The organism is Eximiradius proteiniborus, assembly GCF_058546985.1.
The window spans coordinates 1236553-1260935 of record NZ_CM178592.1 but is presented as its reverse complement, the minus strand read 5'-3'; the positions used below and the strand labels follow the sequence as shown (position 1 = coordinate 1260935).

At 37.0% G+C, this 24383-nt stretch carries 19 protein-coding genes; 8 read left to right on the top strand and 11 right to left on the bottom strand.

Translation table 11 applies throughout. The features are described from left to right. Nucleotides 1-14: 14 nt before the first annotated feature. From ACY2LT_RS05245 to ACY2LT_RS05225, 5 genes are all read right to left on the bottom strand, one after another. Nucleotides 15-1298: a restriction endonuclease subunit S gene (locus ACY2LT_RS05245; RefSeq protein WP_491814310.1), complete on the bottom strand. Its 1284-nt coding sequence runs from the start codon at nucleotides 1296-1298 to the stop codon at nucleotides 15-17. Nucleotides 1299-1640: 342 nt separating this feature from the next. Next, nucleotides 1641-2522 carry an ORF6N domain-containing protein gene (locus ACY2LT_RS05240; RefSeq protein WP_491814308.1) on the bottom strand — a complete coding sequence of 294 codons (882 nt, stop codon included), beginning with the start codon at nucleotides 2520-2522 and terminating at the stop codon, nucleotides 1641-1643. After that, entirely contained in the window at nucleotides 2522-4063 is a 1542-nt protein-coding gene (locus ACY2LT_RS05235; protein ID WP_491814306.1) for a class I SAM-dependent DNA methyltransferase, read from the bottom strand. Before ACY2LT_RS05235 ends, ACY2LT_RS05240 begins: the two co-directional genes overlap by 1 nt. Before the next feature lie 454 nt (nucleotides 4064-4517). Continuing rightward, nucleotides 4518-6782, bottom strand: coding sequence for a methyl-accepting chemotaxis protein (locus tag ACY2LT_RS05230; protein ID WP_491814305.1), 2265 nt, complete (start codon nucleotides 6780-6782; stop codon nucleotides 4518-4520). Between the two features lie 298 nt (nucleotides 6783-7080). Beyond that, a complete protein-coding gene (locus ACY2LT_RS05225) occupies nucleotides 7081-8568 on the bottom strand; it encodes a hypothetical protein (RefSeq protein WP_491814303.1) in 1488 nt (495 codons plus the stop codon). Nucleotides 8569-8702: 134 nt separating this feature from the next. On the opposite strand from ACY2LT_RS05225, the gene ACY2LT_RS05220 reads away from it, so the two are divergent. Continuing rightward, nucleotides 8703-10421: a hypothetical protein gene (locus tag ACY2LT_RS05220; protein ID WP_491814302.1), complete on the top strand. Its 1719-nt coding sequence runs from the start codon at nucleotides 8703-8705 to the stop codon at nucleotides 10419-10421. A 6-nt stretch (nucleotides 10422-10427) separates the two neighbouring features. On the opposite strand, the gene ACY2LT_RS05215 is transcribed toward ACY2LT_RS05220, so the two are convergent. Then, on the bottom strand, nucleotides 10428-12431 hold the full coding sequence (locus ACY2LT_RS05215) for an OmpA family protein (RefSeq protein WP_491814301.1): 2004 nt from the start codon (nucleotides 12429-12431) through the stop codon (nucleotides 10428-10430). Between the two features lie 170 nt (nucleotides 12432-12601). Here ACY2LT_RS05215 and ACY2LT_RS05210 point away from each other — a divergent pair, with 170 nt between their 5' ends. Then, a complete protein-coding gene (locus ACY2LT_RS05210; RefSeq protein WP_491814300.1) occupies nucleotides 12602-13471 on the top strand; it encodes a sulfide/dihydroorotate dehydrogenase-like FAD/NAD-binding protein in 870 nt (289 codons plus the stop codon). Nucleotide 13472: 1 nt separating this feature from the next. Continuing rightward, complete coding sequence (gene gltA / locus ACY2LT_RS05205; RefSeq protein ID WP_491814298.1) at nucleotides 13473-14897, top strand: NADPH-dependent glutamate synthase; 1425 nt, start codon at nucleotides 13473-13475, stop codon at nucleotides 14895-14897. A gap of 81 nt (nucleotides 14898-14978) precedes the next feature. On the opposite strand, the gene ACY2LT_RS05200 is transcribed toward gltA, so the two are convergent. Then, on the bottom strand, nucleotides 14979-16001 hold the full coding sequence (locus tag ACY2LT_RS05200; RefSeq protein ID WP_491814296.1) for a PsbP-related protein: 1023 nt from the start codon (nucleotides 15999-16001) through the stop codon (nucleotides 14979-14981). A 74-nt stretch (nucleotides 16002-16075) separates the two neighbouring features. Continuing rightward, nucleotides 16076-17395, bottom strand: coding sequence for an alginate export family protein (locus ACY2LT_RS05195; protein WP_491814294.1), 1320 nt, complete (start codon nucleotides 17393-17395; stop codon nucleotides 16076-16078). 91 nt (nucleotides 17396-17486) lie between these two features. On the opposite strand from ACY2LT_RS05195, the gene ACY2LT_RS05190 reads away from it, so the two are divergent. The 3 genes from ACY2LT_RS05190 to ACY2LT_RS05180 are packed head-to-tail and all read left to right on the top strand — an operon-like array spanning nucleotide 17487 to nucleotide 19221. Beyond that, nucleotides 17487-18221 (top strand): hypothetical protein, encoded by a 735-nt coding sequence (locus ACY2LT_RS05190; RefSeq protein ID WP_491814292.1) that lies wholly within the window; start codon nucleotides 17487-17489, stop codon nucleotides 18219-18221. 30 nt (nucleotides 18222-18251) lie between these two features. Further along, nucleotides 18252-18671: a hypothetical protein gene (locus tag ACY2LT_RS05185; RefSeq protein ID WP_491814291.1), complete on the top strand. Its 420-nt coding sequence runs from the start codon at nucleotides 18252-18254 to the stop codon at nucleotides 18669-18671. A 10-nt stretch (nucleotides 18672-18681) separates the two neighbouring features. Next, entirely contained in the window at nucleotides 18682-19221 is a 540-nt protein-coding gene (locus ACY2LT_RS05180) for a hypothetical protein (protein ID WP_491814290.1), read from the top strand. A gap of 74 nt (nucleotides 19222-19295) precedes the next feature. Here ACY2LT_RS05180 and ftsH read toward each other — a convergent pair whose 3' ends face one another. From ftsH to cutA, 3 genes are all read right to left on the bottom strand, one after another. Next, on the bottom strand, nucleotides 19296-21320 hold the full coding sequence (ftsH, locus tag ACY2LT_RS05175) for an ATP-dependent zinc metalloprotease FtsH (protein ID WP_491814289.1): 2025 nt from the start codon (nucleotides 21318-21320) through the stop codon (nucleotides 19296-19298). Nucleotides 21321-21457: 137 nt separating this feature from the next. Beyond that, complete coding sequence (locus ACY2LT_RS05170; protein WP_491814288.1) at nucleotides 21458-22096, bottom strand: riboflavin synthase; 639 nt, start codon at nucleotides 22094-22096, stop codon at nucleotides 21458-21460. A gap of 91 nt (nucleotides 22097-22187) precedes the next feature. Beyond that, a complete protein-coding gene (cutA, locus tag ACY2LT_RS05165) occupies nucleotides 22188-22514 on the bottom strand; it encodes a divalent-cation tolerance protein CutA (RefSeq protein ID WP_491814287.1) in 327 nt (108 codons plus the stop codon). Between the two features lie 53 nt (nucleotides 22515-22567). On the opposite strand from cutA, the gene ACY2LT_RS05160 reads away from it, so the two are divergent. Together ACY2LT_RS05160 and gatB are read left to right on the top strand one after the other, a co-directional pair. After that, entirely contained in the window at nucleotides 22568-22879 is a 312-nt protein-coding gene (locus ACY2LT_RS05160; protein ID WP_491814286.1) for a hypothetical protein, read from the top strand. After that, entirely contained in the window at nucleotides 22872-24320 is a 1449-nt protein-coding gene (gene gatB / locus ACY2LT_RS05155) for an Asp-tRNA(Asn)/Glu-tRNA(Gln) amidotransferase subunit GatB (protein ID WP_491814285.1), read from the top strand. The genes ACY2LT_RS05160 and gatB overlap by 8 nt, the downstream gene beginning before the upstream one ends. The last annotated feature ends 63 nt before the right edge of the window (nucleotides 24321-24383 follow it).

Sequence of the window (24383 nt, the reverse complement as noted above, 5' to 3'; positions counted from 1 at the left end):
CGTCAATTTCGTATCTATTCATATTTCACCCGTATTTCCCCTGAAATCAATTTTGGCAACAACAGGTCGCGCAATTTTTCTAGCGTGCGGATTTGGTTAGAATTGGAGAATATTTTGTCAATCCATGGTTTTACTATATTACCAAATTCATCTACTCTATTTTTAGGAGGAATTATTATTTCAAATGATGTCATCATTTCCTTATTTAAACCAGGTTGAGCAGAGTTTGCATTTAATTGAGCCAAATCTTCTTCTTCCAAAATAAAGTACAGAAAAAATTGATTAATTCTTTCGTTTGCTCTAAGTATAAAGACGTGTTCGTTGACAGTACATGTTTCATAAGGAAATTTGCGACCAAACATACTTTTTCTTCCAATATATGCTCCATCTTTATATATCAAAACATCATAATCCTGAATAATTCCCCTTTTCATTGTATTGAAAAAATCTTTTGTTATAAATTTTGTTTTTGAATAATCATATTGTCCTATACCATTTATATTTTCTGCACCAATGCTTGGAATGCCTTCTTTTAGATTTGGATCTATACCCCCCTTAGGCCTTAATCCAGATTCAATTAAAGAAAGAACTTGACCCAATTTCCTTTCCTCCCACCCCTCAGGCAGTCCATTTTTGCAGGGTTCGATGAACCATTGGCGAAACAGCGTTTCGGCCATGGCTTCGAGGGTTTTGTTTTGGCGGTGGAGGAGGTCTATTTTATCGTCGAGGCTCGAAAGCACGGCGGCGATGGCTTTCTGCTCGGGGAGAGGGGGGAGAAGGAACTTGATATTTTTTACTGTTGAATTTGAAATTTCTCCAAATGTAGTTCCTTCACCTAATGATTTTAAATATTCAATATTTGCTTTTAATAGATAAAACAAAAACTCATTAAAAACTTTATCATTTGTTACAATACTTTGAAACCCTTGATTCGTTGAAATTTCATTTTCTGCAATAGCTAGATATCCGATAGGCGCACGACTACTTAATAATATAGTTCCTTTTGGCAATAATTTAGCATTTGAATTTTCTAATCCTTTTTTTGAGATAAATCTTTCTCCAGCAGATATGTATTTTCTGTTATGATTTGAAAGGTCTTTAGGTGTTATCCACGGAATTTCTGGTATCCAAAATTCAGTTTTTTTTGTATTGGGCGTCCCTCCGCTTAAAACTTCTCCAATATCCTCCAACTTATATTCCTTCCACCCCATGAGTTCCTTATTTTCGCTTTCTTTGTTTGTGGTTTGATTCACCATTGGTTCCTGCATTGGCTGTTGTTTTTTTATATCGTTTTTCATACTCATTTTTCATCCTTTAATTCCTATAAATCAATGTCTGTTTTCGGGTAAACTCACCCCTTGTTCCGCAAAGGCATAAGTTAGTTAGCGTTTTACGCTCCTTACATTTCATCCTCCCCTTTGTATTATTACCTCTATTCATTATTAAATTTCTTAATCAAACAATTTCATATATTCATGAAAAACAAAAATTCTGTTGCGTTTGTAACCGGTAATTTCCCGCAATATGCTATTTCCTGATATAAAATTTTTTATGTCCATACATCGTTACAAAGTAAATTATAAAACCACATATTTTACTTTATTGTCTGAAAGTAAAATATGGAAATTTAAATCTTAGTTTCATGTTAATTTCACCTTTTTTAAATTTTCCAATATTTCCACTGTTTGAATATCCATTTTGGAAAATGCAAACCATTTTTTTCCTAAATCTTTGAGTGAAGCACCTATATGATAAAGATCCTTTTCATCAATTATCAAAAATCGATCATGCGATGCTTTAAAATCTACCAACCTTATGGGTTCATATTGTGTGTTGAACTTTTGTACATCTATTTTGAGTTGTTGACTTGGATTTTTTGTAAGCAATGTAACTGTAACTCCCTTGTTTCGCTTGGCAAAAAGGGTGAGTACCTTATCATCAATATAATTATCAATGAGTATAATGGATTTTTTAGCAGATCTAATGAGATTGCTGACAAAATTCCACGCATCGAAAACCTGTCCATCATAAAAAATACCTTGTTTTGGAATTACCGTTTTTTGTTCAATAGCATTTAATACGCGATCGAGCTTTTGGTCGGTTTCGATCTGCTTCAATTCCAGACTATCGAGGCGTTGAAATATTTGTGCATGCGAGAGTAGAAAATGCCGCATGGCGACAAAGGCATTCATAATTTGAATACTAACTTTAACCGCCGTTTCGCTCTTTAAAACAGCCGATAACATGGCAACGCCTTGTTCTGTAAAAGCATAAGGAAGGTATCGTCTTCCGCCCCAACTTGAGGTCACAAATTGTGACCTCAAGTTTTCCATATCCTCTTTGGTCAGTTGAAACATAAATTCTGGTGGGAATCGCTCTTGATTCCTTTTAACTGCCTGATTAAGCACTCTTGTTTCCACACCATATAGAACGGCTAAATCTTCATCTAACATCACTTGAGCATTCCGTATAGTATAGATTCGTTTTTGAATCTCCTCTGTTTTAATAAGATTGGCACTCATTATAGTATTAACCTATTTAAATTTTCAATTATTGCTTTATTCAGCCTTTCTTCTTCTTTCAATTGCTCTTCAAACTCTTTTTTGAGTTGTGAAAACCGTTCGTTGAAGTCGAAGTCGTCTTCCTCATCAGGTAGGCCTACATAACGTCCGGGGGTTAGCACATAGTCGAGTTCGCGCACTCGTTCGATGCTGGCAGAGCAGCAAAAGCCCTTTATGTCCTCGTATTTTCCGTTGGGGTTTCGCCATTCGTGGTAGGTGCGGGCTATTTTTTGAATATCTTCGGAGGTAAGTGTACGGTTTCGACGGTTAATAAGTTGTCCCATATTGCGGGCATCGATAAAAAGAATTTCATCGGTACGATTACGGTATTTTCCGTTAGCCTTGTTTCTACTCAAGAACCAGAGGCAGGCTGGAATTTGGGTATTTAGAAAAAGCTTAGCCGGCAGGTTAACAATACAATCCACCAGCCGTGCTTCGATGATTGCTTTTCGTATTTCACCTTCGCCTCCAGTCTTGGAGGTAAGCGAGCCTTTTGCCAGCACAAAGCCAGCCATTCCGCTTGGGCTTAAATGATAAATGAAGTGCTGTATCCAGGCATAGTTGGCATTACTTGCTGATGGAACGCCATATTGCCAGCGGCCGTCGGTTCGAAGGAGGTCTCCACCCCAGTCGCTATCGTTAAAAGGAGGGTTGGCTATAACAAAATCGGCTTTGAGGTCTTTGTGGGCATCGTTGAGGAACGAGCCTTCGCTGTTCCACTTTACCTGCGAGCTATCTATACCGCGGATGGCAAGGTTCATTTTGCACAGTCGCCAGGTGGTTTGGTTGCTTTCTTGTCCGTAAATCGAAATGTCGTTGATTTTTCCCTGATGGCTTTGCACAAACTTTTCGGATTGTACAAACATACCGCCTGAGCCACAGCAGGGGTCGAACACCCTTCCCTTGTAAGGTTCGAGCATCTCAACAAGTAATTCAACTACACATCGTGGAGTATAGAATTGTCCGCCTTTTTTCCCTTCAGCAAGGGCAAACTCACCCAGAAAATATTCAAACACATGGCCTAAAATGTCGGCACTACGGGCTTTGGCTTCGCCGAGTGCGATATTGGATATAAGGTCAATTAGTCCACCCAAACTGGTGGGGTCAATATTACCACGGGCATATACTTTGGGCAGCACATCTTTGAGTGATGGGTTTTCCTTCTCAATTGCATCCATCGCCTCATCAATTTCTTTGCCAATAGTGGGCAGCTTTGCCCTCGATTGCAAGTACGACCAGCGGGCTTTTTCGGGTACATAAAACACATTTTCTGCCTTGTATTCATCTTTATCTTCGGGATCGGCTCCGGCATATTCACCTTTGCCGCTCTTTAGTTTTGCGTGAAGTTCTTCGAATGCATTGGAAATATATCTAAGAAATATCAAACCAAGTACGACATGCTTGTATTCTGCAGCATCAATATTTTTGCGGAGCTTGTCAGCCGCTTTCCAGAGTTGTTTTTCTAAGGGTTCGCTGTTGTTGTTTTCTTTTTGCTTTGCCATAATTTTTTATTGATTATTTGTTATACATTTCAAAGATGGACTAAGTTTCCGAGTGTGGAGTTGAAAGATTCTTTTTCACAATTTTTTTTATTGTTTATATCCTTTATTTTGGACAACAAATATTAAGCGTGTGTGCCGTATTGTATTGCGTTGAAGTGTATTGTCCATTATTGTTTATTTTGATTTTCAGAATCAAATACTTCTGTTTTTTCATTATTCATTAGCAAGTCCTATTCATTCAATTTCTTGGAAATTAGAACCTATTCTTATAGTAACAAAGTTACAAAAGTAATTATATTTGTCAAAATGTTAGAATTAATTTCAAATAAAAATGTTCTATCGTTGCATTTCTGATTCTATCCCTTCCGAAGGTTTCAAAACCTTCGGAAGGGTAATTGCAAAAACAAATTTGTGCTCCACCTCTGAGGTGGAGCACAACTAAATAAAAACTTCATCAATGATACTCACTAAATCTATCTACTTCATTAGCAAGGTTTTCTGCAGCATTTCTAATCTTATTCGCTATCTCATTGTTTTCGTATGTGATTTTTTCAATTCCACCAAACACACTAAGCACTTCGTTAAGACTTGTAACTTTGAACGTTACTTCTTGATTAATACTTTCTGCCATAGAGGATAGTTGCTTGGTATTCTCAAAGATGTTATTTGCAAATTCGCTTTGTTCACGCGATACTTTGGCTATTGAATCTATCATTTTCTGAATATCAGCAAAGCTATTGAGAATATGTTTTAAGCTTACAGAAGCTTCAGCAGCAAGTTGCTGTCCTTCCTTGGCAACTTTTGCCCCTCCGGTTACTGATGCAACGGCATTGGCGATATTTTGTTTTATTTCGGTAATAATATTGGTTATGTTTTTTGTGAGAGCGTCCGACCTATCTGAAAGCACTTTTACTTCATCCGCTACCACAGCAAAACCGCGTCCGTGAACACCTGCTCTGGCTGCCTCTATAGCTGCATTCAAAGCTAAAAGATTTGTCTGCTTTGCTACTCCTTTGATTTCTGCCAACATTTTATCGATTGATTCAGTTTGAGTTTCTACCAAGCTGATTTCATGAATTATATTATTCATCTGTTCGTTCATATCCATAACCTTGGAAATTACCTTTTCCACACTTTGTGAACTTTCGCGGGCACTTTTTGAGTCTGCAACCACCTTTTGAGATATATCCTCAGAATTGCGAACGATTGAATTTATTCCTTCGCTAATCATCTTCATCGAGCCAATTGTATCATCTACATAATCTGTTTGCTGTGAAATATTATTCTTAATTAATTCAAGTGATTTGTAAAATTCCTGCATTGATGCTGATAGTTCCTCTATACTTGCAAGCTGTGTTTCAGAAGACCGCATCATTCTCTCAAAATTGGTTTTAAGCTCAAGCTGTATAATGTTCGCAACTCGCATCAGCAATGTAAATCGGAAATGATGACAATTCTCTGGTTTGTTCAAGCCGTTGTATATTGCTTTTGCCATTTGCTCGCACGATAAATAACCACAGGCAGAACAATTAAGTATGTCGCGGCTGTCGTGTTTTTCCATTTGTTCGTAAATTTTTTCAACTTCTTTTTTGCTTGGAGTCTTAATTTTGAAATTACCGTGCAAATCTTCATAAAATCTTTGATATAAACCTTTTTTCCAGAATCGATTGATTTCTTGTTGAATCGTATTTGCATCAGGAGCATTTTTTGATTTATTCTTGTAAAGTTCAATCATTTTTTGATTTCGTTTTTCAATTAAGAATTCTATCTCATCGGGCGATTTATGCTGATTTAATGTGCCGGGTCCACCATTACATCCCATCTCACAATTTAAGCAGTCGATAAGTAAAGGTGAATAGCCCTGTTCGATATTAAAATTGAGCTTATCGAGATAGTGATATATGATTTCAACGCCTTCTATTTTTCGAGAAACGTTTATAATATCAGGCACTTCACGCATAGCAGTTCGCATAAGTCCACCTGGAGTTGAGAAGAGTACTGCTCGCTCAGCTGGAGGATTGTCATAATCTACAGCAGGATAGGAAGCAAGCGGAATATTATTCTCTCGTAAATATTTATCAATTGATTTATATGTTAGGTTAAAGTCGCCAAGACCAGTTTCATCAAACTCTCGACGCTTTGCAAAACAAGGTGAAAGCACAGCAACTTTATGGTGCTTGAATTGTGGATAGTATTCCTTTATCATTTTTATCGTATGGAGCATTGGACTATCTGCTGGGGCAAGATATTTTACAAGTTCTGGTCTGTATATTTCAATATATGTAACTATTGCAGGACAAGGTTGAGCAATGATTGCTTTTGGATTATTTTCCTTTAGATGCTCAAGATAAGATTTTATTGTAAGCTCTGCACCAAACGATACATCAAAAATTGCTGCCACACCAAGTGATTTAAGCCACCCATTTAAATTTAGGTACAAATCTGGAAAATTTGCAGCAACCGCCGGCGCAGCTATAGCAACTACATCTTTGTTAAATTTGATGTAATTGATAAAATCAGCGAAATCGTCTATTCCTATGCGAGCATCGTGTGTGCAGGCTTTAATACAATTGCCGCAAGCTATGCACAAATTAGGATTGATTTTAACATGATTTCCTGTTGCGTCGTTACAAAATTTTGAAGGACATACGAGTATGCACATATGGCAGTTGACGCATTTTTCACTATCAACATTAACAACTTGTTTCAATTCTCTCATACTATTACCCAAAAATAGTTTGACACACTTTTATAATATTTATCGTAAAAAAAACAATATTACATTAGTCATTAAAATAAAAATAATTTACACACTTTAACCTTTAAATTGCCAACAATCTATACATTAACCATTTGCTGCACTTTCACTCTATTCCCATCTCCACCCGGCAATTACTTCGCCTCAGATGTTGCATTAACTGACAGTACTTCCGCCACGTAAGCTTGGCAACATATTCACTCTGTTTATTCTGTTGATTCCTATGTTCTTTTGTGTCGGATGGATTGAGTAAATATCTCTACTTTTTCCCCTCCATTAATCTTTTTGCTATCTCTTGTGCTTCTTCCATTTTCCCTTTTGGGATTGGAACAAATACTGTAACAGTTGAGCGGCCATGCTTTGTCCGATACGAATACTTCACTTCTAGCATATTTATTTCGTCCTCGCTTATCATAGCACTTTCGAACCTATTGCCAAACATCCCCCAACTATGAAACTGCTTCCCAAGCAACACACAATTTTGCCCGATAATTACAATAGGACTTGATTTTGCTAAATTTTTCGCAGAGATTATTGGGACAATATTAGCTACAATTGTAATCAATGCAATCAGCCCGAGCCCTATTAATCCCATCGTCTTGGCTGCCTTTGGGTCGGCTATCATAATAAAACCGAATACTATTATTATAATTATCGAAACCATTAGCAAAGTGGATTTATTCATCTTTTGAAACTTTTGCAAAATATTATCAACATAATTTTGCCAGAAAAAAGCATCATATTCCCATTTCGCTAATACACTTTCACCCGAAAGAACTTGCGAGAGTTGTTTTGCCCGTTTTCGATAATAAAAAAACACAATTATGCTTACTAGGGCAAGAAAATTCCCTATAAAGAATATTGCTCCTCCGCCCTCTGAGATATTCATTTCGAAAAATATTACGGAACAAGCCGCTACAAAACAGAAAATCGCCAGCGAAAGCCATATTTTTGCAGTTGTAACTTGTCTTTCTAATACTTCTTCCATTTCAGACAATCTGTTAAGATAAACTTTGTCTTCTTTCGGTTTTATTATAGAATACATTGGAAACAGCAGTAATAGTACCATTATTGGAAAAATCCAAAATCTCTTTTCTATGTATGGATATAAAATATCTTCTGGAATTGCAATTTTGGTTCTATCGGATAAATAACCCTTGTCTATTAGTTCTTCTGCTGTGTATAATTCATTGACTTTTGTCAATGTCAGATAATTTTTATAGTCTTCCGTTGCAATAAAATAACGTATTCCTTCCTTTATCTTATGTCCGGAAACATCAATTGGCAAATCCTTATCTGTAAAATATAAAACAACACTAAAAGTATTGCTGCTTAAGTATTTCTGATATTTCTCGGGTATATCATTTTGGCTTTTGGCTTTGAAAATGCTGTGTATAAAACTGATTCCCTCTGAATTTTTCACAATAATGATACTATCTTTCTTGGCTTTCTTAAAGTATTCTGTTTCATTTAATTTTAATAATTCATTTTCACTATTTATTAGTTTTTGGTTTAAAAGACTATCGTAAATATTATCTGCTTCAGCAGAACGGAGGTTTATTCCTTTTGCTTGAAGCAAGCTGTCGAAAATCTCTACTTCTTTGTCATTCAATTCTTTCATTGAACTTTGTTCATAGCTCAGATTATATTGCTTAATTATATATATCGGTGGCGATAGTTTGTAGTATGCTGCTCCGAAAAATGCAGCAACACTAATAACTATAACTAAAATATAGTATTTTGCCATTTTGAAACCTTTGCATTTTAAGGAACTAATTACTAACTTAATAAAATTTTAATTAAATTAATAACAAAATTTGGCATTAATATTTCTATTGTTTTGTCGATAAGTATGTAAAGAAAAATCACTTTAGGATGATGATGAATAGAATAATACTCCTATTGTTGCTTGCGTCCGCTTTTATTGCAGGTTGTGCCTCTTCGAACACTTGCCCTAAAGTCCCTTCCGAGGGAAACATATCTTCTCCATTCAACACAGATAATGACGAATATTCGCCATCTTTTTGGGATAATTCATTTTATTATACAGTTTCCAATAGACAAAAGAAAATAAACGAAACAATTTATAGAAGCGAATTTACCGACGGTAAATTTTCTCGCCCAAAAGTTGCTAATGATTTGCCAATTGGTTCATTCCAAAACGTTAGTTCCCTCAGCTTCTGTAAAAATCCTAATTCTGGGAATTTAGAAATATGGTTTGCAGCAAATACTCGTAGCAACAACAAAATTAACAGAGATTTGTTCTTTGCTGAACAAATAGGGGAGAGCTGGAATAATCCTCAAAATGCAAAATCTATTAATACTGAACATTTTGAATCACATCCTTTTGTTTCGCCCGACGGGAAAATACTGATTTTCAGTTCCGACAGACCCAATGGCAAAGGTGGATTGGACCTGTATGTTTCGATTCGCGACAATAAAGGCAACTGGTCGTCTCCTCGCAACCTTACAGAAGTCAATACCGATGCTAACGAAATTTCTCCTTATCTTTCTGAGGATGGTGTTTTGTATTTTTCTTCTCAAGGCTATTCTAACCCAAAAGTCTATAACATTGTCAAAGCTACTCCATCTGGTTATGCAAAGTGGGCTAATCCAAAATTAATGCCTCCACCGATTAATTCATCAGCAGACGATACTGGTCCGGCAATTTTCAAAGATAAAATCTTCGTCTCGTCCAACAGACCCAATGGTTGTGGTGGCAAAGACCTCTATGCCTTTGATTTATGCGGTCCGGCTAAAATAGAATGCTATGTTACCTCAAGCTTCCCAAATTTTCCACTCAGCGGCAAAGCATACCTCTTCGATAATAATAACAGCATTGTTGCAACACAAGAGGTTTCCGACTTCGGTATTTTCAAATTTGATATTATTCCAAATCGTCGCTACACAATTCGCTACGAAAATTCCTGTAATTCTAAATATACAGCTGAACGTGAAATTCAGGTTCCTTGCTCGGATAGCTCTGTTGTAGTCGTTCGAACTATGTTCGAATTTAATCCGGTAGAAGAATTTGATTTAGTCGAAATCAAAGTTCCATTCTTTGTTACAGGATACTACCAACCAAATACCCGTGAAAACTTAGAAGCATTACGTCTGAAATTTGCCTACAATCTGATTGGCATTGATGAACAAACTAAATATATTGAGCGTCCCGGTGAAATCTACGACAGTTTCACCGAAGAAGTTGAAAAAGCTCTAACCGAAGCTGCTGAAAAGCTTTACGATATCGTATCTCTTCTGAACGATAATTGCCTTGAAAAAGATGATATTAAAATTCAAGTTGTGATGCACGGATTTGCAGACCCTCGCTCAATTAGCCCAAAAGCAGTTTTCCCTGATGCAGATGTTGAAGATGAAAAATTTGGTGTCTTCGTTAAACGCGGGGACAAAATGGATAACGACCTTTTGTCTTTACTTCGTGCATACTACACAGCCAAGTATTTCGAACGCTACATATCTCTTAAAAGTCCAAATCTGAATAACAAAATTATCTGGAAAATAGAAGGTAAAGGGGTAGATAATAGCACTCTTCCAGACAAGCAAAAACGGCGCGTAAATATTAAAATTCTTCCAATGTAGCAATCATTACTCAATTTCGAATTCGACACGCCTGTTACGGCTGCGTCCTTCTTCCGTTGAGTTTGTCGCAATGGGTTTTTTTGGTCCATAGCCTTTGTATTTTATTCTGCTTGCTTCCACTCCATTCCCAACTAACCAGTCCCGCACTGCTTTTGCTCTGTTTTGCGATAACTGCATATTATACGAAAGTGAACCAATATTATCGGTATGCCCTTCGATTGATATTTTAATGTTCGGATATTCAAGCATAAATTGCTTCACTCTTTCAAGTTCTGCAAAAGATTCTTCCAAAAGTTCATACTTCCCATATTCGAAAAAAATGTTGTTCAGAACTACTTTTTGACCAATTTCTATTGGAACAAGCAGCAAATCTCTCCTTATTTCTTTGTATTGTTCCAAACTGCTTAAATCTATATTCTCATTTAAAGCCAGAAATCCATTCGCTGCTGCATAATAAGCATATCGATGTCCGCCCGGCAATGTGATAACATATTCCCCGGTCTTTGGATTTGATTTCGCAATTCCTGCATTTTTTCCGTTTTCTAAATATTCATACTTGATAGTTGCTTCTACGGGTTTTTTAGTTTTAGCATTTAACACTTTTCCTTTAATCAGAACTACATTATACGGACGATATTCAGTAGGAAGTTTTATTTTGAAAATGTCTTCCCGTCCTATACTGTTTTCATTTGAAACAAAGTAAGCAAATTCACCCGAAGCAGGCAAGGAATAATATCCGTCCCAACCTCGACTGTTTATCGGTTTTCCCAAATTCATCGGTTCAGTCCATCTCTGCCAGCTATCATCCAACCGCCTTGCAACAAACATATCGTTCGAACCATATCCCAAATGTCCCGAACTCGAAAAATACAAAGTTGCACCATCTGCTGCCAAAAATGGTGTATCCTCCGAAGCTGCTGTATTGATGTCAGAACCTAAATTCAATGGTTTGCTCCATACTCCATTTTCTTGCAGGAAACTTACATATAAATCATTTTCGCCATATCCGTCCCGCCGCTCAACCGACATTATCAGCACTTTCCCATTTGTTGAAAAAGAAAAACTTGAAAAACGTCCTAAATTATAATAATCTTCTATTTCAATTTTTTGTGGAAAAGACCATCCACTATCTGTCAGAAACGAACGCGATAGCCCTTTTGATTGCGTCCCATCTGTGTTGTAAACATTGCCTAAATACAAAACATTTCCATCTTGCGAAATTCCAATTGCAAAATTGTTCCATTCGTTATTTATCGGTGCATTCATATTTTGGGCTGGTGAAAAATTGCCCAGACTATCTGACGATGAATACCAAATATCCTGATCTTTGTTTTCTCCGGTATTGTCCGGATGCTGGTCGCGAGTAAAATATAGTGTTGTTCCGTCAGGTGTTATCACAGGTCCCAACTCCGCATACTTCGAATTTACATTCTCACCTAAATTTATTTTCTCTTCGTAACTCACATTTTCAGGCTGATTGATTTTGGGAGAATAATCATATTCACAATCACAAATTCCAATTGCATCAATCTGGTAATAATCTTTATAGTTTACCGTTGTTATTTCAATTCTTACAGATTTAACTTTTGTTTTTGAAAACATAACATTCATCACTCGTCCGGTCTCTTGAACTGGTGTTGGATTTAAATTGTTATATACTACTTTCTCATTCTCATTTTCATCAAAAACAATTACTTTCGAAATAGCGCCCGGATTATAACTTTCATAAACAAATAATCTACTTGCTGTAATACTCTTTTTAAAACTAACTTTTATCCATTCCATTCCGTTGCGGGTATAATCCGGCATCCACGCACACGGACTAACACCAAAATCTGGCATTATATTCGGTTTGCCAAGTGCCTGAATACCTTTGAAAGCAGTTTTGCTTGCATTCACAAATCTTGCTTCCGACGATACTGCAATCAAACTATCTGCCCAGTATATTTTTTCACCACAAAGCAAAAATACATTGCACAATAGCAGGACTGGTATTAATACTGTTCTCATATTTACTATAAATATCTCTACATAATTGCAAATATACGATTTTGTGATTATTTCTTGTAATCATCTTATAATATTTTTCTTTTATCAATAATGATATTTTTATAAATTAAATCTTCTGATTTTTAATTAATTCGATAAATATTTATTAATATATTTTATTAGAGGTATTAATGAACAAAATAGTAGAAGCCCGTTTTTTAGCACCAGAGGTAAAATTGTTTAGAATTGAAGCACCCAAAATTGCTGAAAAAAGAAAAGCCGGGCAGTTTATAATTTTACGTGTTCACGAAAAAGGCGAACGTATCCCGATTACTATTGCCGATAGCAATCCCGCTGACGGCACAATTACAATCATTGTTCAGGGTGTTGGGAAAACCACCCGTCTGCTCAACACTTTAAACGCTGGCGATTTCATCCTCGATGTCGTTGGACCACTTGGCAAACCATCTCATATCGAGCATTTCGGCACTGCTGTTAGTATTGGTGGTGGTGTCGGAACTGCTATTGCTTATCCCACTGCAAAAGCACTCAAAGATGCCGGCAACTATGTTATCTCTATTATTGGTGGTCGCTCCAAAGACTATGTTATTCTCGAAAACGAAATGAAACAAATTGCCGATGAAGTATATCCTACAACCGATGATGGTTCTTATGGATTTCACGGCTTTGTTACTGATAAATTACAGCAATTAATCGATGAAGGCAAAAAAATTGATTTTGTGCTTGCAATTGGTCCTATTCCAATGATGGAAGCAGTTGCAAAAGTTACAAAACCCCATAATATAAAAACAGTTGTTAGCCTCAATCCAATTATGGTTGATGGCACTGGAATGTGTGGTGGCTGCCGTGTTGTTGTCGATGGCAAAGCCGTTTTCGCTTGCGTCGATGGTCCGGAATTCGATGCACACGCAGTTGATTTCGATATTTTAAAGCAAAGAAATAGAGTTTATCGCAGCGAAGAAGAAATTAGCTTGCGAGACTTAGAATGTAATTACGACAAAATGTTCAACGAAGAACTTAAAAAGCAAAAGGAGCAATAATATGGCAGAATTAACTCCAAAAGAAAGAATGGCTATCCCAAGACATAAAATGCCTGAACAAGACCCAAACGAACGTATAAAAAATTTTTTAGAAGTAAATTTAGGCTACGACGAAGAAACTGCTCGCCGCGAAGCTGAACGTTGCTTGCAGTGCAAAAAACCTGCTTGTGTCGCCGGCTGTCCTGTCTCTGTAAAAATACCTGATTTTATTAAAATGATTGCTGAAGGTAAATATAAAGAAGCAGCCGCAATTCTAAAAGAAGATAATGCTTTGCCTGCTGTTTGTGGTAGAGTGTGCCCGCAAGAAGAACAATGCGAGAAAGTTTGCGTGTTAGCAAAGAAAGGACAACCCGTTGCTATTGGATACCTCGAACGTTGGGCTGCCGACTGGGAACGCCGGACAATTGGTCTTCAAATCGCTGAAACAAAACCTAAGACTGGTAAAAAAGTTGCTATAGTCGGCGGCGGTCCTGCCGGACTTAGCTGCGCCGGCGATTTAATCCAGATGGGACACGATGTTACTGTTTTCGAAGCCCTTCACGAAATAGGTGGTGTGCTCATCTATGGTATTCCTGAATTCCGCTTGCCAAAAGAGATTGTTCGTGCCGAAGTCGAAGGACTAAAAAAATTAGGTGTTAATTTTGTTACTAATTACATTATCGGATTAACTGAAACTGTTGATGAACTTTTGCAACGCTTCGATGCTGTATTCTTAGGTGTTGGTGCTGGTTTGCCTTACTTCCTGGGTGTCCCGGGCGAGCATCTGAACGGCGTCTATTCTTCCAATGAGTTCCTCACACGTGTTAATTTAATGCGTGCTTATGATTTTCCTAATGCCGATACTCCTATTTTTAATATTAAAGGCAAAACTGTTGTCGTTTTTGGTGGTGGAAATACAGCAATGGATGCCGTTCGCACCTCTCTTCGTCTTGGTGCAAAACGTGCTATTATTTGCTACCGCAGAACAGAAGCAGAAATGCCAGCCCGTATTGAAGAAGTTCATCACGCAAAAGAAGAAGGTGTTGAGTTTATGCTTCTCTATGCTCCTGTTGAACTTCGTGGTGACGAAATTGGTAACCTTCGCGAAATGGTAGTCCAAAAAATGCAACTCGGAGAACCGGATGCTTCTGGTCGCCGTCGCCCTGTTCCTATTCCAGATGCTATCGAGACTATTCCTGTTGATGTTGCAGTTGTTGCAATTGGTAATGGTTCTAACCCAATTATTAGCTCCACAACTCCCGACCTAAAAGTTAATAAATGGGGCAATATTCTTGTTGATGAAAACACTATGAAAACAAACAAAAAAGGTGTTTTTGCCGGTGGTGATATTGTTACTGGCGGTGCAACTGTTATTCTTGCAATGGGTGCTGGTCGCAAAGCCGCCGCTGCAATCGATGATTATCTCAAAAATCCAGACTTATGGTAACCCAATAATTATTTTTCTTATAAATATAAAAGAGGTTGTCCAATTCGGACAACCTCTTTTTTAGATTAAATTTGATTTTTATTATTCGAATTTTATTGAGTTTACAGATTTTTCAAATACTGGCAAATAGTCTTTTTCTTCTCCTGCAAACCAATTCATTGTGATTCTATATAATCTGTCCCCTTTCAAAGCGAAATAAACGCGTCCTTTTACCTGTCCGGTTGGTTGATATGTGAACATATATGCTGACACACCGCCCAAATTAATTGCTTTCGGTTCGCCACTGTTTTTGTATGTAGGCTTGTTTTCATCAACAATTTTCTTCAGGTTTTTCGATTGTGATGCATCAATTACGTCCACTTGAATATTGCAATCAGCACGACGTTTGCCAATATAATTTTGTGAAGAAATTACATTTCTGGCTACGCCTTTTGTCAGATTAAAGTTGTCAGGCACCATTATTACATATCCAGGACCGGACTTCGGAACTAAATTTGCCGATGCAGGTGGTTCTTCTGCATTAATTGGTGCTGCTGTTGGAGCGGCTGGTTCTGCTGCCAATTTCAATGAAGAAACAATCTCATTGAATTTATCTTTATACATATCCCAGGTATTTGCAAATGTCTCGAAGAATAATACTGTAGCAAGTTTACCATCTTTTGTGGCTACATACAGTTCACCCATAAATTCGCCATCTTCCAACTCAAATGAATAAGTGAATTTACTTGCTTTTACTCCATCTAACATTACTTCGTCGAACTTATACAAATCTGGTTGGAATGTTTTATTTACTTTGATAATACTATCTAAAGTTACAACACTATCAATTTTTACGATATTTACATCAATTTTAGCACCCGGAAATCCTTCGGTATCGTATCTTGCAAAACGTGGTTTGGCACTATTCGATGAGAATGCTGCAAAGCGAACTCCCGTCATTTTGGTTGTTACCCAATTCGAAGGGTATTTTATCGAAAATCCTACAGCCTCGTCCTTGTATTCTTTCAAATCTTTTATTTCAACGGGTTTCCCATGCTTGTTGCCACATCCGCTCAATAAAATAATTGTAAAACAAAATAGTAAACAATACTTCAATACTTTCATTTTCTACTCCTTGAATATTAATGGAAAATATTTTCTAAAATATGATTATTTTCTTTAATAAACAATATTTTTTGCTAAAAACTAACCCGCATCATCAAATATGTCCAAAATGCCGGGTCAGTTCTATCATAGTTGCCAATTCCATCATTTCTATTAACATCGTAAACATCTTTCATCACTTCTCCTGGAATAAATACTGCATTTCCCCATTCAAGAGTAGCATTCTTTAGTAAATTCACACGTGTGATTAAATACAATTCATTTCCTAAATCTCTGCTTTCATTATTGTTTTGCAATTTATATACTTTGTTTGTTGTGAAATTATGTCCTTCGAAAATGAAAGTCCAAGGATTCATATTATATGTGATTTTAATAAACAAATCATTTAATCCTCTGTTATTTGTGGACTTTTGTATGTCGCTAAAATAGTCCATACCTGAATAAAATGAATGCTTGCCTTGATAAGTCGCATCAAATGTTCTATAAAACTTTCCTTCGTTCATATCTTTTTCTGATGTTCCGGATAATATATCTGCGTTTAGTCCTATCGTTAAGTCTTGTATCTTGTAATTAAGACTTCCTGCAACATTAAAAGCTTGAATTATTCTTGGTGCGTTGCTGTATCTTTGGTCTCCTGCTTCTCCACCTTGGTAAGCTCCTTCGAGCACTGTGAAAAAGTCATTGTAGCTGAATTTATAATAAAATCCACTCATAAATCTGTCTGAAGTATAATTCCCCTTTGTTGTTCTCTTTCTGTTAAAATCATAATATGAAAAAAGGTCTAAATAATGTTCTTTGTCAAAAGCAAATTTGCTCCAAAATCCGTAAACATTATGTCCTTCTTCTGGCTTTGAGGGATATGGATATTGTGATGTGTCTGGAGTTGCTCTTCCTATGTATGCATCAACAGAACGGCTGTGTGTTAGTGCAAAAATATTTATTCCAAATGGTTTGGTGTCGTAGCTGAACAAAACACCATCCCACGAGCGGGCAATATAATGGAAATTATTTGTTGAAAAATATCTCCCATTGCGGAATTGCATCTCGAAACGCCCCGCTTTCACACTCATCGGCTCATCCAGAATATTATCAAATTGCACATAGCCTTGATGCAAATCTACATTCTTCAAGTTGTAGATTGTGTTCTTTGCTTCTCCCCAAAGTCTTGAATCGCGTATCTGGAAAAATGCACTAATATTTTTCGTAAGATTTTTTTCTATACCTATCATAGTTCGCATCGAAGTAAAACTTAACGGATACGTTTTGTTCGAAAAATCTCTTCCGTCCAGCTCTGTTCTTAATTGAAAATTTCCGGTAATCTTGAAATCCTGCTCACAGAGAAGATAACTAACAGATAATATTAGTAATGAAGTAGTCAGTATAAATATTCTCATAACCTATCCTCAAAAAAAATTGTAACATCATATCTTTAACTACGTAATACAATTAAGAAAATTTTGTGAATTTAACAATTATGAGTGTGTTATGAAAAAAATGTTTTTTTTAATGATTATAGGAACAGCTTTAATCGCATTTTCCGCTTCTGCTCAAACTCAGCAGCAAGAAATCGAAGCTCTGAAGAGTAAACCGCTTAAAGGTATGTTCGGACTTAGTTTTACTAATTCAGTGCCACAAAAAGAATTCTACGATAACTTAAAACGTTCCGGTCAGGGATTTTCTCTCTACGGTGGCTACAACTTTGCTCCTGTTCCAATTACTCTTGGTTTGCAAACAGATTTACTTTTCTATGGTGGCGATGAACGTATTTTCCGCTATAAAAATCAAGGTGGCTGGACTTATCTTAGAGATACAGTTTCATACCAAAATATGATAATTCCTGTTACTGTTTTTATGCAAATTCGCCCCAATGTCGCTGAATATTTTTTCCCATACTTCGAAGCATTTGCCGGTTTTACTTTAATCAATGCAAATAGTGATTTTAAATCTGCTTTTGGTATTGAAGATTCAAAAAATGAGTTATCTGCTGGCTGGAATGCAGGATTGGGGGTTGGCACTATGATAAAATTAGTCGATTTTGTTACTCTTCCAAGCTACTATTCTCGATTGCTTCTCGATATTAAAGCTCGATATGCAAAAGGTACTACTGTTGATTACTATATGGTTAAGCAAATCAATCCTGATTCATCGCCAGAGTTCCGCCGCTCTAAATCCAAAACTGATATAGCTACTTTCCAAATTGGTCTTGTATTTGAATTTTAATATGTATTATAAAAATTTATGGAGGTTCTTATGAAAAAAGTATTATTATCATCCCTGTTAGCAATCGCCCTTGCATTTGGTATTAGTTCTTGCACTGTTACTTCCGGCGGCTCGTACTCGGCTCAATCCGGTAGTCAGGAAAAACAAATTACTGTCGGCACCTTGCAAAAGGAATTACGCAAAGGTATGTCCGGTGCCGAAGTTATCGAATCACTTGGTTCGCCTAATATTGTTACTCGCGACCAAAACGGATACGAAACTTGGGTTTACGACCGTATCGCAACCGAAGCCCGCTATAACGAAAGTGCTAACGTTCTGTTCCTTGTTCTTTTTGCTCAGGGTAGTTCGTCTTCCAATGCTTCTGTAACACAAAAAACTTTAACTGTTGTTATTAAAATGAACGAACAAGGCAAAGTTGATTCATTCGCATACCACTCAAGCAAATTTTAACGGAGGAGCAATGAAAACATACTCGTTATTTTTGCTCTTGTTTATGCTGGCTTTGTCTTCCTGCACCGTCATAAGCACCTCACGTCAGGAAACGCAAATGACACAAACTCAAATACGTGAATTCCAGACAAGATTTATTGATACTAATGATGTTAAACTTGTGATGAAATCAGTTCTTAACGTTTTGCAGGACGATGGATATATTGTTAAAAATGCAGTCGTAGATTTGGGGCTCGTTACAGCTTCAAAAGAAATCGACCTTTCAAATCCACGTCGTCAAAAAGATGATTTCTGGGAGCAATTCTTCTTGTCTCTCTCAAATACTAATGCTAATCAGCGCGAAGTTTACAAAAAAATCAGACAAATTGAAGTTTCCGTAAACGTTTCTGAATTCGGTCGCCAAACTAAAGTTCGAGCGAATTTTCAAGCCAGAGAACTTGATAATAATGGTAATGTAATCAAAGTTTATTCAGTCGATGATGCTAAATTCTACCAGGATTTCTTCGCAAAAGTTGACAAAGGCGTTTTCCTTCAAAAACAAGGTCTTTAATCCATAAAAAAGTGGCTGTCTCTTTTACCGGGACAGCCACTTTTTCATTATTACTTCTCAATAATCTTCAATAATTAACTTGGTTGCCCATTATTAGTTTCACTATTTTCCTGTTCATTGGTTATTTTATCAGTACGCGTTGAGTAAGCCATAGCTTTTATTGCATTCAACGCATTCACCGAAATAGGAGGCAATTCTTCACCACGAATAATTGCTTCAAGTTCACTCGAATCCAAAGTTTCGCGTTCAAGCAGAATTTTTGCAGTTTTGTGAAGAAGTTCAAGATTATCGTTTAATATCTGTTCGGCTTTATTTGAGCACTGAGTTAATATTTTTCTTACTTCGCTGTCAATTAATTGAGCTGTAAGTTCACTGTGATCGCGAGGTTGTGAAATATCACGTCCTAAAAATACTTCTTCGTGTTGGTGAGCAAAAGTAATAGGACCAATTTCTTCGCTCATTCCCCAGTCGCACACCATTTTACGCGCAAGATGTGTCGCACGTTGCAAATCATTTGCAGCTCCGGTCGTCAGATTGCCAAAGACAATTTTTTCTGCTGCTCGTCCTGCAAGCAAAGTAATAATCTGTGTTTCAATATAGTCCTTTGTTAGAGAGTGTTGGTCTTCGTTCGGCAAAAAAGTAGTAACACCAAGTGCTCGTCCTCGTGGAATTATCGTTACTTTATGCACTTTATCAGCATTTGGAATAAAATATCGAACAAGTGCGTGTCCCATCTCGTGATAGGCTGTCATTTCTTTCTCTTTTGCAGAAATTACCAGGCTCTTTCGTTCTACTCCCATAAGAACTTTGTCTTTTGCCTGTTCAAAATCATACATTGTAACAACATCGCTGTTACGTCTTGCTGCAAACAATGCCGCCTCATTCACTATATTTGCAATATCGGCACCCGACAGTCCCGGTGTAGATTTTGCCAAAACTTCCAAATCCACATCCTTTCCTAACGGAAGTTTTGCAGTATGAACGCGGAAAATTCCTTCCCGTCCTTTTACATCTGGTCTATCAACTACAATATGACGGTCAAATCTTCCCGGGCGAAGCAATGCTGGGTCCAAAACATCTGGACGGTTGGTTGCAGCAATTACTATCACTCCGCTGTTTTGCTCAAAGCCATCCATTTCAACTAAAAGCTGGTTCAAAGTTTGTTCACGCTCATCGTGTCCGCCACCAAGTCCGGCGCCACGATGCCGTCCCACTGCGTCAATTTCATCTATGAAAACAATACACGGGGAATTTTTCTTAGCTTGTTCAAATAAATCTCTTACGCGGCTTGCTCCAACTCCAACAAACATTTCTACGAAGTCTGCACCGGAAATTGAGAAAAACGGCACTCCTGCCTCGCCTGCAACTGCACGTGCAAGCAATGTCTTACCAGTTCCCGGAGGTCCCAAAAGCAAAACACCTTTGGGAATTTTGCCGCCTAATCTTTGAAATTTCAGTGGGTCTTTCAGAAATTCGATAATTTCCATCAATTCATATTTTGCTTCATCTGCTCCAGCCACATCCTTGAAAGTAACTTTGTTTTGGCTATCCGTCAGCAATCTTGCGCGAGATTTGCCAAAATTGAATATTCCACGCGTTGAATTTCCACCAGACATCCTGCGTATAAAGAAAATATACAGCCCGATTAATAATATCCACGGCAGAATAGACAAAATCGCACCCCACCACGCATTATCTCCGCTTTCGTAAGTCAATCGAATTCCCTTTTCTTTCCAGGCTTTCTCAGCTTCGCTATCCAGAACACCTAATTTTGTTGTAAATCGCGTGATTTCTCTCGTTTTACCTTCATAATTAATCGTTACAGGTTCTTTCAATACTCCCTTGAACTCAATATCATTGAACGATGTTTTTACAACCTTGGCAGATGAAATTAAATCCTGTTCTAAAAAACTTACATATTCAGAATATGAAACAGGCCATTCCTGACTGTTTGTTCCTTGTTGAAATAAAATATACAAAGTGAAAGCAGTAGCAATCAAAAACATCCATATCATCATATTACGGAAAAATTGCTGCTGGTCTTGCTTTGGGTCCTCGTAATTTCTCCTTTTTTTCCCGCTATCACGATTTTCATTCATTAAGAACCTCCAAATTCCCAATTAAATTCAGAAAATTATAAAAATTAAAGACGTTTAATAGTATTGTTAATTTTAATTAATCATTTCTAATGTTTTTCTGATTTCAGAAAATATATTACTTATTAACTATCAAGAAATCACCATTCCGGCTGGTCTATGAATTGCTCGAAAATGCTTGAACTATCGGAAGAGTTTCCCAAAATTTTCTCAATATACTTTCCAACTATATCAAATTCAAGATTCACCTTTGTTCCGATTGAATATTCTTTGAGAATTGTTTTTTCCCAGGTATGTGGAATTATTGATACCATAAAAACGTTCGACTGAACCCGAGCAGTCGTCAGGCTCACCCCATCAATGCATATTGAACCGGTGCGAACTACGTATTTTTCAAACTCTTTCGGAAACTTAACCCACAAAAGAACTGCTGTCGAAAGACTCTCTGTTTTTGTAATTGTTCCAATACAATCTACGTGTCCCTGAACAATGTGTCCCCCAAGCCTGTCGACCGGACGCAATGCTCTTTCCAAATTCACAAAACTGCCACTTCTAAGCTCGCTTAATGTTGTTTTCGATAAGGTTTCCTCAACTGCGACAAACGAAAATGAATTCCCCTTGATTTCGGTAACAGTTTGGCAAACTCCGTTTATTGCAACTGAATCATCAATTTTCAAATCATCAAATATCTTTCTCGCCTCAACAGTAAATTTTCGTCCCCCGCCAATAGGTTGGACTTTTTGCACTTTCCCAATTTCTTCTACTAATCCCGTGAACATAAAATTTCCTTTTTATTCAAAAATATGAAACTTTCGAATAAAAAGGAAATTAGCAATTCAAAGTCAAGCAATATTATTTCATCAAAACATACTAAAACAACAGGCTTTTCATCCAGTTATAGTACTCTTCCGATGATGCAATATCGTGCAGAACAAGTATTTCAGGCAACTCGTAATTCGAAAGCTGTTTTATTCTCTCTTCAATTAAATTTATTTTGTCTTCGAAAGTTTTGATTTTCAGAATAAACTCGCTCGATACATCCAACGAACCCTTCCAAATAAAGTAAGATGTAACGTTCTGTATTACCGATACACACGCGGCTAACCCTTCTCTTAGCAAAGCTTGTGCTATTTCGTCGGCATTCTCTGCAGTGGAAGCAGTGGTAAAAACTATTCGGATTTCATTAAAAGATTTCATAATTTACCTATTTATAAATGTACATTTTATAAACATTGTATTGAAACGTTTGAATGATTGAAATATTTATTTTCGAGCTACATATTATTGCAGTAGTATATGTTTTTGTAAAAAATTGGCAGAATAGAACACTTCGCGACGCTTTCCTCGGATTGGGCGTCTTTCTTTTAGTTTTCTCGATTGGTTGGGCTATGACAGGGTCGCTTTCCTATGCTGTTTACCCTGACGCCTGGAAAACACCATATTTCAACCACGATACTTTATCATTAGTATTGCTCTCTGTTTTCGAAAGTTTCTTCTTCTACCACTTTTTCTTCAAAGATAAAATTGATGAAAATAATCTAAAGGTTACGGGAAATGATTGAATTTGAACCAGTAATTGGACTTGAAGTCCACGCTCAACTTCTCACAAACTCCAAAGCTTTCTGCTCTTGTTCAGCAGAATATGGTGCCTTGCCTAACACTCAGACTTGCCCTGTTTGTTTAGGTCATCCCGGTGCTCTTCCGGTATTAAATGAAAATCTATTGAATTTTATTATAAAAATGGGTATCGCAACAAATTGCAAAATTCGCGAAATCTCTACTTTTGCTCGTAAAAATTACTTCTATCCTGATTTGCCAAAAGGTTATCAAATTACTCAATACGACGACCCAATCTGCTACGACGGATTTATTGAAATCGAACTCTCCGAAACCGAACGTAAACGAATCGGCATTACTCGTATTCATATGGAAGAAGACGCTGGTAAATCTATTCACGACCTCGATATTGATACACTCGTTGACCTCAACCGTTCGGGCGTTCCGCTTATTGAAATAGTAAGTGAACCGGATATTCGTTCAGCTCAGGAAGCTTATAAATATCTTACATCTATCAAGCAAATACTTGTCTATTTGGGTATTTGTACCGGCAATATGGAAGAAGGTGCTTTGCGTTGTGATGCTAATATTTCCGTTCGTCCCAAAGGCACTTCGGAATTCGGAACAAAAACAGAAGTTAAAAATCTTAATAGTTTCCGAAATGTTGAAAAAGCTATCGAATACGAAATTCAGCGACAAATTGAAGTGCTCCGGAATGGTGGCTCAATTCACCAGGAAACACGTCTCTGGGATGCTGCTTCTCAAACTACTCGCTCTATGCGTAGCAAAGAATTTGCTCACGACTATCGTTATTTTCCTGAACCCGACCTTGTAAAAGTAAAAGTTTCGGGCGAGCGACTCGATAGCATCCGTTCCTCTATTCCTGAACTTCCTTTTGCACGTAAGCAAAGATTAATTGAGCAATACGGAATTCCTAATTACGACGCTTCAATTTTTGTCGAAGACCGCAATCTTGCTGATTATTACGAACTTTGTTGCTCTCATCTGTCTGAAAAGTCTCAAAAAACATTTAAGCTTGTGAGCAATTGGCTTATGACAGAAGTGCTCCGAATCCTTAGCGAACGTAAAATTGGAATTAACGAACTCGAACTGAACCCGAAATTCGTTGCAGAAATTGTTGATTATCTTTCGGAAGATAAAATTTCAAGCCGTATCGCAAAAGATATTTTCCCGGAAGTGCTTCAAAACAACATATCACCTGCAAAAATTATTGAAGAACGTTCGCTTGTCCAGATTTCCGATAGTTCAGCTCTCGAAGCATTAATCAACGAAATCCTTGAAAATAATCCAGACTCTGTTGAAAAATACAAAAGTGGCAGAAAAAATGTCTTCGGCTTCTTCGTCGGACAAGTTATGGAAAAAATGAAAGGCAAAGCCAATCCTAAACTTGTTACTGAAATACTTCGCAAGAAACTCGATGATTAGCTTTTACGTAATAATTACGTAAACTTTAAACTATTATCATAATGAAAAAAGAAAAAGTAAATA

Excerpts from the sequence above, each read along its gene's own strand:
- ACY2LT_RS05245 (WP_491814310.1), bottom strand. The coding sequence starts at position 1,298 with ATGAAAAACGATATAAAAAAACAACAGCCAATGCAGGAACCAATGGTG.
- ACY2LT_RS05240 (WP_491814308.1), bottom strand. The coding sequence starts at position 2,522 with ATGAGTGCCAATCTTATTAAAACAGAGGAGATTCAAAAACGAATCTAT.
- ACY2LT_RS05235 (WP_491814306.1), bottom strand. The coding sequence starts at position 4,063 with ATGGCAAAGCAAAAAGAAAACAACAACAGCGAACCCTTAGAAAAACAA.
- ACY2LT_RS05230 (WP_491814305.1), bottom strand. The coding sequence starts at position 6,782 with ATGAGAGAATTGAAACAAGTTGTTAATGTTGATAGTGAAAAATGCGTC.
- ACY2LT_RS05225 (WP_491814303.1), bottom strand. The coding sequence starts at position 8,568 with ATGGCAAAATACTATATTTTAGTTATAGTTATTAGTGTTGCTGCATTT.
- ACY2LT_RS05220 (WP_491814302.1), top strand. The coding sequence starts at position 8,703 with ATGAATAGAATAATACTCCTATTGTTGCTTGCGTCCGCTTTTATTGCA.
- ACY2LT_RS05215 (WP_491814301.1), bottom strand. The coding sequence starts at position 12,431 with ATGAGAACAGTATTAATACCAGTCCTGCTATTGTGCAATGTATTTTTG.
- ACY2LT_RS05210 (WP_491814300.1), top strand. The coding sequence starts at position 12,602 with ATGAACAAAATAGTAGAAGCCCGTTTTTTAGCACCAGAGGTAAAATTG.
- gltA (WP_491814298.1), top strand. The coding sequence starts at position 13,473 with ATGGCAGAATTAACTCCAAAAGAAAGAATGGCTATCCCAAGACATAAA.
- ACY2LT_RS05200 (WP_491814296.1), bottom strand. The coding sequence starts at position 16,001 with ATGAAAGTATTGAAGTATTGTTTACTATTTTGTTTTACAATTATTTTA.
- ACY2LT_RS05195 (WP_491814294.1), bottom strand. The coding sequence starts at position 17,395 with ATGAGAATATTTATACTGACTACTTCATTACTAATATTATCTGTTAGT.
- ACY2LT_RS05190 (WP_491814292.1), top strand. The coding sequence starts at position 17,487 with ATGAAAAAAATGTTTTTTTTAATGATTATAGGAACAGCTTTAATCGCA.
- ACY2LT_RS05185 (WP_491814291.1), top strand. The coding sequence starts at position 18,252 with ATGAAAAAAGTATTATTATCATCCCTGTTAGCAATCGCCCTTGCATTT.
- ACY2LT_RS05180 (WP_491814290.1), top strand. The coding sequence starts at position 18,682 with ATGAAAACATACTCGTTATTTTTGCTCTTGTTTATGCTGGCTTTGTCT.
- ftsH (WP_491814289.1), bottom strand. The coding sequence starts at position 21,320 with ATGAATGAAAATCGTGATAGCGGGAAAAAAAGGAGAAATTACGAGGAC.
- ACY2LT_RS05170 (WP_491814288.1), bottom strand. The coding sequence starts at position 22,096 with ATGTTCACGGGATTAGTAGAAGAAATTGGGAAAGTGCAAAAAGTCCAA.
- cutA (WP_491814287.1), bottom strand. The coding sequence starts at position 22,514 with ATGAAATCTTTTAATGAAATCCGAATAGTTTTTACCACTGCTTCCACT.
- ACY2LT_RS05160 (WP_491814286.1), top strand. The coding sequence starts at position 22,568 with ATGATTGAAATATTTATTTTCGAGCTACATATTATTGCAGTAGTATAT.
- gatB (WP_491814285.1), top strand. The coding sequence starts at position 22,872 with ATGATTGAATTTGAACCAGTAATTGGACTTGAAGTCCACGCTCAACTT.